Below are 10,125 nucleotides of genomic sequence, written 5' to 3' on the forward strand. Positions count from 1 at the left end.
TGACAGTAGCCCTCTATTCGGGATCCTGCCGATGTCTCGCTTTGCGGACTCAGCCCTTCTTGCTGAGGAACGCGGTCATGGCCTCACGGGCCTCGTCGCTCGCGAACAGCTCGGCCGAGAGCGCCGCGACCTCGGCACCGCGCTCGTCGATGCGGGCGACCAGGTCGCGGTTGAGGATCTTCTTGCTCTCGCGGAGGCCCTGGGGGTACGCCTCGCCGAGGTCGGCGAGGACCTGCGCCACCTCAGCGGCGAGCTCCGCGTCGGGCACCGCCCGCGTGATGAGACCGACCTGGGCCGCCTCGGCCGCGTCGAACTTCCGAGCCGTCAGGAACAGGTCGGCTGCGGCTCGGTCACCGAACCGCGGGATGAGGCTGAGGGAGATGATCGCCGCCGCCAGCCCCAGGCGTACCTCGGTCAGCTGGAACGACACCGACTCGGCCGCGAGGACGATGTCCGCCGCACCGACGATGCCGAGACCACCGGCGCGTACCGGACCGCCCAGCTCGACGACGACCGGCTTGGCCGCGGTCGCGATCTGGCGCTGCAGCGCGACGATCGCCTTGGCACCTTCGGCCATGCCGCCACCGACGGCCTCGGTCATGTCGGCGCCGGAGCAGAACACCGTGCCGGCCGAGCGGATCAGGATCGCCTTGGCGTCCGGGTCGGCGTCGGCCGTGGTCAGGTGGGCCACGAGCTCGGTGACGAGCTGCTTGCTCAGCGCGTTGCGGTTGCGCTCGCTGTCGAGCGTGATCGTCGCAACCTGGTCGGCCACGTCAAGGTGCACCAGCTCGGTCATGGAGTAGTTCCTTTCGTTCCCCGTGAGCCTGACGTTTTTGTTGTGGTGTCGCGGCGAGTCGCGACAGAAACGTCAGGCTCAGCGGGAGGTGGTCAGTACGACTTGGGGAGGCCCAGGGAGAACTGGGCGATGAAGTTGAGCACCATCTCCTTGCTGACCGGTGCGATGCGTGAGAGCCGTGAGCCAGCCAGCATCTGCACCAGACCGTACTCGTTGGCCAGGCCATTGCCGCCGTGCGTCTGGATCGCCCGGTCGACCGCGTTGCAGACGGCCTCGCCGGCGGCGTACTTGGCCATGTTGGCCGCCTCGCCGGCCGCCATGAAGTCGCCGGCGACGTAGAGCGCCGCCGCCTTCTGCGTCATGAGCCGCGCCATCTCGATCTCGATGAACGTCTGCGCGAGCGGGTGGGCGATCGCCTGGTGCGAGCCGATCGGCGCCTTCCAGACCTGGCGCTGCTTGGCGTACTCACACGCCTTGGCCAGGGCGAGCCGTGCGGTGCCGGTCGCGAAGGCGGCGCCCATGATGCGCTCGGGGTTGAGCCCGGCGAACAGCTGGTCGATGCCGGCGTCCTCGCTGCCGATCAGGGTGTCGGCCGGCACACGTACGTCGTCGAAGAACAGCGTGAACTGCTTCTCCGGCGACGTGATGCCCATGTCGATCTGCTGATGGGTGAAGCCCTCGGCGTCGGTCGGCACGAGGAACAGTGCGGGCTTCAGCTTGCCGGTGCGGGCGTCCTCGGTGCGCGCGACGACCAGCACGTGGCTCGCCTCGTCGACGCCCGAGATGTACGTCTTGGTGCCCTTGAGCCGCCACCCGTCGTCCTCGCGGTACGCCGTGGTGATGATCTGGTGCGAGTTGGACCCCGCGTCGGGCTCGGTGATCGAGAAGGCGAACGTCGAGGTGCCGTCGGCGAGGCCGGGCAGCCAGCGCTCCTTCTGCTCCTGCGTGCCGTACTGCGCGATGATCGTGCCGACGATCGCCGGCGAGACGACCATCAGGAGCAACGGGCTGCCGGCCGCGGCCAGCTCCTCGCAGACCGCCGCGAGGTCGCCGATGTCACCCCCGCCACCGCCGAACTCCTCCGGCACCGCGACACCGAGGTAGCCGAGCTTGCCGGCCTCGTCCCACAGCTCCGTCGTCTTGCGGCCCTCCTGGGCAGCCTTCTCGAAGTAGTCGCGGCCGTACTTCGCGCCGAGATCGGCCACGGCCTTGCGCAGCGCCAGGCGCTCGTCGGACTCGGTGAAGTTGTTCATGATGACCCTTCGCTCGTTGAGCTTGTCGAAACGTGGATGACGGCGAGCACGGCGCCCGACTCCACCTGGCTGCCCGGGGTGACCGAGAGCTCGGACACGACGCCGTCGGTCGGCGCGGTGATGGTGTGTTGCATCTTCATGGCCTCGAGCACGACGACGACGTCGCCCTTGCTGACGTGCTGGCCGTCCTCGACCGCGACGCTCATGACGGCCGCGGGCATCGGCGCGAGGAGCGATCCCTCGGCAACAACGTCCGACGGGTCGACGAAGGTCGGCACGGCCGCCAGCGTGATCGAGCCGTGCGGTCCGTCGACGTCGACCCAGCCGTCGCCGACCGCCACGTCGTACGTCTCGGTGAGGCCGTCGACGTCGAGCACGACTCGGGTGGGGGTCGCCTCGATGACCGTCGATGTGTGGTGGGCGCCCGTGACCAACCGGCCGCCTTGGCTCTCGTACATGATTCCGATGTGAGTGTCGGCGTCCACCGCGTACTCCCGGATGCGTGGCCGGCTCGGGACGTTGCGGTACGCCGTGGGGATCCGGCCGAGCACCTTCGCCTGCGCGGTGGCGGCGGTGGCCTCGGCGAGTGCAGCCGCGAGCGCTGCCGTGTGGATCTCGTGCCGGTCGAGCGCCGGCTGCGTCCAGGCCTCGAGCCGCTCGTCGAGCAGCGCCGTGTGGATCCGCGCGGCACCGAACGCCTCGTCGGCGAGGATCGATCGGAGGAAGTCGAGGTTGGTCCGGACGCCGTGGACCCGCGTACGCCTGAGGGCGTCGCCGAGCTTGCGGATCGCCGTCGTGCGGTCGGCGCCGTGCGCGACGACCTTGGCGATCATCGCGTCGTAGTGGATGCCGACGACCGACCCGGACTCGACGCCGGAGTCGACCCGAACGCCTGCGGGCACCTCGAACGTACGCACCGTGCCGGTCTGGGGTTGCCAGTCATCGGCAGGGTCCTCGGCGTAGAGACGCACCTCGACCGCATGCCCGTGAGGGCCGGTCGGCTCCTCGCCGAGGTGCGCGCCCTCGGCAACCCGGATCTGCTCGGCGACGAGGTCGACGCCGAACACCTCTTCGGTCACCGGGTGCTCGACCTGGAGACGGGTGTTCATCTCGAGGAAGTACGCCTTGCCGGTGTCGAGGTGCGCATCGGCGACGAGGAACTCGACGGTGCCGGCGCCGACGTAGTCGACGGCCTTGACCGCGGCGCGCGCCGCGTCGTGCAGCGTCGTGCGCACGGGATCGCTCACCGCGGGGGCGGGCGCCTCCTCGACGACCTTCTGGTGCCGGCGCTGGATCGAGCAGTCGCGGTCGCCGACCACCCAGCACGTGCCGTGGGTGTCGGCCATGACCTGCACCTCGATGTGGCGCGCCGTCGGCAGGTAGGGCTCGACGAACACGGTGGCGTCGCCGAACGCCGACAGCGCCTCGGCGCCCGCGGCCGCGAGCTCGCCATCGAGGTCTGCCGGATCGTTGACGACCCGCATGCCGCGGCCGCCACCTCCGGCGGATGCCTTGACCAGCAGCGGGAAGTCCTCGGCCCGTGCGGCCGACGCGTCGACCGACAGGATCGGCACGCCGCCGGCCGCCATGAGCTCCTTGGCGCGGATCTTGGAGCCCATCGCGTCGATGGTCTCCGGCGCGGGGCCGATCCAGGTCAGCCCGGCTTCAGCGACGGCGCGGGCGAAGTCGGCGTTCTCGGACAGGAAGCCGTAGCCGGGGTGGATCGCGTCGGCTCCGGCCTTGAGCGCGGCGGCGACGACCAGGTCGCCGCGCAGGTAGGTGTCGGTCGGCGAGCTGCCCGGAAGTCGTACCGCGACATCGGCCTCGGCGACGAACGGTGCCGCCGCGTCGGCGTCCGAGTGCACCGCGACGGTGCGGATGCCGAGCTCGCGGCACGTCCGGAAGATGCGCCGGGCGATCTCCCCCCGGTTGGCGACGAGGATGGAACGAATCATGAGCAACCACCGCTCCTTGAGCTTTGGGGGTACCCCCAACAAGAAGGGCGTAGCCGTTGGGGGAGCGAAAGGACATGCCTGATGAGTGTCATTTCGACAAGCTCAATGACCGTGTACGCGCTCACAGGCGGAACACTCCGTATCCCTCGGCACCCTTGACCGGGCGGGTGTTGATGGCGCTCAGGCAGATGCCGAGGATCGTGCGGGTGTCGCGCGGGTCGATCACGCCGTCGTCGTAGAGCATGCCGGAGGTGAAGTAGGCCAGGGACTCCCTCTCGATCTGCTCCTCGACGTACGCCCGCATGGCCTTGTCGCCCTCCTCGTCATACGGCTGACCCTTCGCCTCGGCGGCGCCGCGCGCGACGATCGAGATGACGCCGGCGAGCTGCGCCGGGCCCATGACGGCGGACTTCGCGTTGGGCCAGCTGAACATGAACCGCGGGTCGTACGCCCGACCGCTCATGCCGTAGTGACCCGCGCCGTAGGACGCGCCGATCACGACCGAGATGTGCGGCACCGTCGAGTTGGACACCGCATTGATCATCTGGGCGCCGTGCTTGATGATGCCGCCCTGCTCGTACTCCGCGCCGACCATGTAGCCGGTCGTGTTGTGCAGGAACAGCAGCGGCGTGTCGGTCTGGTTGGCGAGCTGGATGAACTGCGTCGCCTTCTGCGCCTCCTCGCTGAAGAGCACGCCCTGGGCGTTGGCGAGGATGCCGATCGGGTAGCCGTGCAGCTGCGCGAACCCGGTCACGAGCGACGTGCCGTAGAGCGGCTTGAACTCGTCGAACTCCGACCCGTCGACGATCCGCGCGATGACCTCGCGGGGATCGAACGGGATCTTGAGGTCGGTGGGCACGATGCCGAGCAGCTCCTCGGGATCGAGGACGGGTTCGGCGTACGTCGGCTCGGGCGTGAACCCGTGCTTGCGCCAATTGAGCCGTCGCACGATCGACCGGCCGATGCGGATCGCGTCGTGCTCGTCGACGGCGAGGTAGTCGGCGAGACCGGACGTGCGCGCGTGCATCTCGGCGCCGCCGAGCGACTCGTCGTCGGACTCCTCGCCGGTCGCCATCTTGACCAGCGGCGGGCCGCCGAGGAACACCTTGGCGCCGCCCTTGACCATGACGACGTAGTCGCTCATACCGGGGATGTACGCCCCGCCGGCGGTCGAGTTGCCGAACACCAGCGCGACGGTCGGCCGGCGGTCCGCGCTGGCCTTGGTGATGCTGCGGAACGAGCCGCCGCCGGGGATGAAGATGTCCTTCTGCGTCGGCAGGTCGGCGCCGCCGGACTCGACGAGGTTGATCGTCGGCAGCCCACACTCGTGCGCGATCTGGGCGGCCCGGTGGCCCTTCTTGAGCGTGCTGGGGTTGGACGAGCCGCCCTTCACCGTGGGGTCGTTCGCGACGATCATGCACTCGACGCCCTCGACGACGCCGATGCCGGTCACGATCGAGGCACCCACGGCGAAGTCGGTGCCCCACGCCGCCAGCGTCGACAGCTCGAGGAACGGCGAGTCGGGGTCGATCAGCAGCTCGATGCGCTCACGGGCGGTGAGCTTGCCGCGCTCGTGGTGGCGCTGGACGTAGCGCTCGCCGCCGCCGGCCAGCGCCTGCGCGTGCTGCTCGGCGAGGTCGGCGAGCCGCTCGAGCATCAGCGCGCGGTTGGTCTCGTACGTCTCGGTGGTCGGGTCGACGGTGGTTTTCATGCGTACCCCAGGAGCTTGGCGGCCAGGTCGTTCAGGACTTCGGTGGCGCCACCGCCAATGCCGAGGATGCGGGCATCGCGGTAGTGCCGGTCGATCTCGGACTCGCGCATGTAGCCCATGCCGCCGAAGATCTGCACGGCTTCGGAGACGACCCACTCGCACGCCTCGACCGACTGGTTCTTGGCGAGCACGGCGTCGAGGATGACCGCGGGATCGGTCGGATCGCCGGCCACCGCACGCTCGACGGCCTGCCGGGTCAGCGCCCGGGCGGCAGCCGTGCGCCGGTGCATGTCGACGAGCTTGTGGCGGATGACCTGACGCGCGATCAGCGGCTTGCCGAAGGTCTCGCGCTCCCGGGCGTACGCGACCGCGAGGTCGAGCGAGCGCTGCGCCGTCGAGTACGCCTGCACGGCCAGGCCGAGCCGCTCGCTGACGAACTGCTGCATCACCAGGACGAACCCCCCGTCGACCTCGCCCACGACGTTGCCCACCGGCACGCGTACGTCGTCGAAGCTCAGCTCGGCGGTGTCGGAGCAGTGCCAGCCCATCTTCTTGAGCGGCCGCGCGACGGTGAACCCGGGCGTGCCCTTGTCGATGACCAGCAGGCTGATCCCGCCGTAGCCCTCGCCGCCGGTACGCACGGCAGTCGTCACGAAGTCGGCGCGCACGCCCGAGGTGATGAACGTCTTGGCGCCGTTGACGACGAAGTCATCGCCATCACGGACCGCCCTCGTGCGGATGTTGGCGACGTCCGAGCCGCCACCGGGCTCGGTGACGCCGAGCGACCCGATGAGCTCACCGGCGAGCGTCGGACGTACGTAGCGGTCGATCAGGTCTGCGTTGCCGGACGCCACGATGTGCGGCAACGCGATGCCGTGCGTGAAAAGCGCGGCGATCAGGCCCGTGGACCCGCCGGCCTCGAGCACGGCTTCGGTGACGATCGCCGAGTCGATCAGGTCGCCGCCCTGGCCGCCGACCTCCTCGGGGAATGCGACGCCGAGCAGCCCGGCTTCGGCGGCCTTCTGGTGCAGGTCGCGCGGCACCTCGCAGGCGTCCTCCCACGCCGGGAGGTGCGGGACGACCTCCTTCTCGGTGAAGGCGGTGACCATCTCGCGCAGTGCCCGGCGCTCCGGGGTGTCCCATGCGTTCACAGCGCAGCCTCCGCGATCGAGTCGGGCAGGAGCGACGCCGGGATCGCGCAGTCGCGAGCCCGCAGCCATTCGCCGACGCCCTTGGCCTGGGGGTCGAGTCGCGTCGAGGAGGCCACGCCCTCGCCGAGCAGTCCGTGGACCACGATGTTGACCGCGGCGAGGTTGGGCAGCGGGTGGATCTCGAGGTCGAGCGTCGCCGCCTCGCGGATCAGCTCGCGGACCGTCGCCTCGTCGAGGAACCCGGCGAGCCAGGCGTACGCGTCGTCTCGTGCGGGGTGGTCGGCGGGGATCCACACGCCGATGTTGGCGTCGCCGCCCTTGTCACCCGATCGCGCGTAGGCGAGTCGTCCCAACGGCGTCCGTACGGTCTCCCCGACCCAGTCACCGAGAGGCGCCGACGACTCCTGCACGGCGGCCTCGGGCCAGGCCGTGTCGTCCTCGGGACTGCTGACGGTCGCCGGGGGTTCGATCTCCTCGCGACGGCCGTCTGCATGGACGACGACGTGCGGGACCTCGGACTGTGGGACGTACGCCGGACGGTAGACGCCGTAGGGCGTGCCGGCCGACGGTGGCCGGGTGACGCTGAAACCCGGATAGGAGGCGAGCGCAAGCTGGATCGCCGCGTCGCTGAACGCCCGGCCGACCGGCTCCGGCGACGCGCTCTTGACGTGGCACCGCAGCAGCGAGGTCGCCTGCGCCTCGGTCGCCGGGTCAGGTGTGTCGGTGCGGTCAAGGTGCCACTCGACCGTCTCGGGGACGGTGCCGGCCGCCAGCGCCGACTCCATCTGGCGCTGGATCAGCGCGGCCTTCTCCGGGATGTCGAGCCCGGTCAGCAGGAACTCGACGTTGTTGCGGAACCCGCCGAACGCGTTGAGGCAGACCTTCGTCGTCGCGGGTGGTGGCTCGCCGACCACACCGGTGATGGCGACGCGATCCGGCGCCTCCTGGGTCAGCGTCAGGGTGTCGAGCCGGGTCGAGACGTCGGGGCCGAGGTAGGACGGGCCGCCGATCTCGTAGACGAGCTGGGCGGTGACGGTGTCGACCGTGACGGCGCCACCCGTGTCCTCGTGCTTCGTGATGACGACCGAGCCGTCCTCGGAGATCTCGGCGATGGGAAATCCCAGCGGGATCGACATGTCGACATTCGTGAACCCGGAGAAGTTGCCGCCCGTCGCCTGCGTCCCGCACTCGATGACGTGTCCGGCGACGACCGCGCCCGCGAGCTGGTCGAGATCGTCGCGGCCCCAGCCGTGCTCGGCGATCGCCGGTCCGACGACGACCGAGGCATCCGTGACCCGACCCGTGACCACGACGTCCGCGCCACCCTGCAGCGCTGCGGCGATCCCGAAGGCGCCGAGGTAGGCGTTGGCGGTCATGACCTCGCCGAACGAGAGCTCGTCGGCGCGACCCAGCAGGTCGTCGCCCTCGACGTGGGCGATCGAGATGTCGAGGTCCTGCGACTCAGCGATCTCACGGAGCCTGGCCGCGAGCCCGGCCGGGTTGAGGCCGCCGGCGTTCGCCACGATCCTGACGCCGCGCTCCTTGGCCAGCGCCATCGACTCGGTCATCTGCTTGACGAACGTCTTGGCGTAGCCGAGCGACTCGTCCTTCATGCGGTCACGGCCGAGGATCAGCATCGTGAGCTCGGCGAGGTAGTCGCCGGTGAGGTAGTCGAGGTCGCCTCCCTCGAGCATCTCGCGCATCGCCGAGAGCCGGTCACCGTAGTAGCCCGAGCAGTTGCCGACCCGGATCATCGGTCGGCCAGCCTGGCCGGGTCGTTGCCGGGGAGCCCGGCGAACGCCTGCACGATCGTCAGCCAGTGCGCCGCGTGCTCACCCTCAGCCCGTACGTCGACGTCATCGAGGTGACGGCGACGGGTCGCGAGCAGCGCGAAGTCATAGCCGGAGCCGGTCACCCGCTCTGCCGCGTCGTCGGGTCCCCACGTCCACAGGTCGCCGTCGGGCCCGGTCAGCTCCACGCGTACGTCCGCCTCGGGCAGCGGTTCGCCGCGCACCAGGTAGGCGTAGCCGCGGGCGCGTACGCCGATGTGGCACACGTGCTTGGCGCGCGAGGTCTGCGGGATCGTGAGGCCGAGCGCCTCGCCGACGTCGTGGCTGTGGGCCCACGTCTCCATGATCCGCGCGGTCGCCATCGACGCCGGGCTCATCGGCGGGCCGAACCACGGGATCTTCTCGCCCTCGGGCACGCTGCGGAGCGCCGCGTCCAGGGCGACTCGACCTTCGCGCCAGGCCGCGAGCAGCTCCTCGGGCGGCAGCATCGCCATCTCCTCGGCGCCCTCGTCGACGTATCCCTCGGGGTTGGCGGCGGCGCGCTTCATGCCGCGGCCGAACTCGTCCTGGTCGGTGATCGCGGCGAGCGAGGCGGCGTCGGTCCAGTGCAGGTGACCGATCTGGTGCGCGACGGTCCAGCCTTCGGGGGTGGTCACGGTGGCCCAGCCGTCGGCCGGCAGCCCCGCGACCCACGTGTCGAGCTGCAGGCTCTCGTCGACGAGGTCCGACAGCAGCCCATCAAGGATCGTCATGCGTACTCCAGCTCGTCGTCGAGGACGACGGCCCACGAGTCGAGCACGGCGGCCCGGCGCTTGGTGTCGTCACTGAGGGATGCCGCAAGGCCGAGGCCGCGCAGCAGGTCGAGGGTCGCCTGCACCAGACGCCGGTTGTCGCCGTGCGACTCGTCGATGGCCAGCAGCTCGACCGCGTAGGCATGCGTCTCGCGGCCGACTCTTCGCTCCAGCGGTGCCACCTCGGCGCGGAGCCCGGCGTCCGTACGCGCGGCCACCCACAGCTCGAGCGCCGCGAAGAAGACCGGCGACACGAACTGCTGGCTGAGGATCTCGAGCACCGCCCTGGTTCGGCCGGTCTCGGGCAGGTCGGCGGCGGCCTGCTGCATGTCCTCGCGGCGACGCTCCGTCAGATGACCGACCGCGGCGACGACGAGGTCCTGCTTGCTGGGGAAGTGGTGCAGCTGCGCACCACGGCTCACGCCGGCCCGCTTGCTCACGACCGTGGTGGTCGTGCCAGCCCAGCCCAGCTCGACGAGGCAGTCGACCGTCGCCTCCATGAGGCGCAGTCGCATGGCCCGGGAGCGCTCGCCCTGAGGCGTACGCACCGAGGTGCCCGAGTCCGTCGTCACGCCCCCCAGCATGCGGGTCAACTCACAAACAGTCAAGCCTGATTGTTTGTTGGTAAGAGATCGCTCGTCCCTCCATTCGGCTGAATACGCGCAAACGGTCAACTAG

General features: G+C 70.1%; 8 protein-coding genes. All 8 read right to left on the reverse strand.

All coding sequences use genetic code 11. From position 1 onward, the window contains the following. Positions 1-49: 49 nt before the first annotated feature. The 8 genes from ASE12_RS10870 to ASE12_RS10905 all read right to left on the reverse strand — a co-directional run bounded on the left by ASE12_RS10870 (position 50) and on the right by ASE12_RS10905 (position 10,019). Complete coding sequence (locus tag ASE12_RS10870) at positions 50-796, reverse strand: enoyl-CoA hydratase-related protein (protein WP_056400240.1); 747 nt, start codon at positions 794-796, stop codon at positions 50-52. Positions 797-888: 92 nt separating this feature from the next. Next, positions 889-2,049 (reverse strand): acyl-CoA dehydrogenase family protein, encoded by a 1,161-nt coding sequence (locus tag ASE12_RS10875; protein WP_056400244.1) that lies wholly within the window; start codon positions 2,047-2,049, stop codon positions 889-891. Further along, entirely contained in the window at positions 2,046-4,004 is a 1,959-nt protein-coding gene (locus ASE12_RS10880) for a biotin carboxylase N-terminal domain-containing protein (RefSeq protein WP_056400246.1), read from the reverse strand. The genes ASE12_RS10875 and ASE12_RS10880 overlap by 4 nt, the downstream gene beginning before the upstream one ends. Before the next feature lie 121 nt (positions 4,005-4,125). After that, positions 4,126-5,715, reverse strand: coding sequence for an acyl-CoA carboxylase subunit beta (locus ASE12_RS10885; RefSeq protein WP_056400247.1), 1,590 nt, complete (start codon positions 5,713-5,715; stop codon positions 4,126-4,128). Then, positions 5,712-6,866, reverse strand: a complete 1,155-nt coding sequence (locus ASE12_RS10890; protein ID WP_255355464.1) for an acyl-CoA dehydrogenase family protein — start codon at positions 6,864-6,866, stop codon at positions 5,712-5,714. The genes ASE12_RS10885 and ASE12_RS10890 overlap by 4 nt, the downstream gene beginning before the upstream one ends. Continuing rightward, the gene (locus ASE12_RS10895; protein ID WP_056400249.1) at positions 6,863-8,620 is read right to left on the reverse strand and encodes an acyclic terpene utilization AtuA family protein; all 1,758 of its coding nucleotides are present in this window, start codon (positions 8,618-8,620) and stop codon (positions 6,863-6,865) included. Before ASE12_RS10895 ends, ASE12_RS10890 begins: the two co-directional genes overlap by 4 nt. After that, positions 8,617-9,408, reverse strand: a complete 792-nt coding sequence (locus ASE12_RS10900; RefSeq protein ID WP_056400251.1) for a TIGR03084 family metal-binding protein — start codon at positions 9,406-9,408, stop codon at positions 8,617-8,619. Before ASE12_RS10900 ends, ASE12_RS10895 begins: the two co-directional genes overlap by 4 nt. After that, positions 9,405-10,019, reverse strand: coding sequence for a TetR/AcrR family transcriptional regulator (locus ASE12_RS10905; protein WP_235508891.1), 615 nt, complete (start codon positions 10,017-10,019; stop codon positions 9,405-9,407). Before ASE12_RS10905 ends, ASE12_RS10900 begins: the two co-directional genes overlap by 4 nt. Positions 10,020-10,125 lie beyond the last annotated feature (106 nt).

The organism is Aeromicrobium sp. Root236, from assembly GCF_001428805.1.
GTDB lineage: Bacteria > Actinomycetota > Actinomycetes > Propionibacteriales > Nocardioidaceae > Aeromicrobium.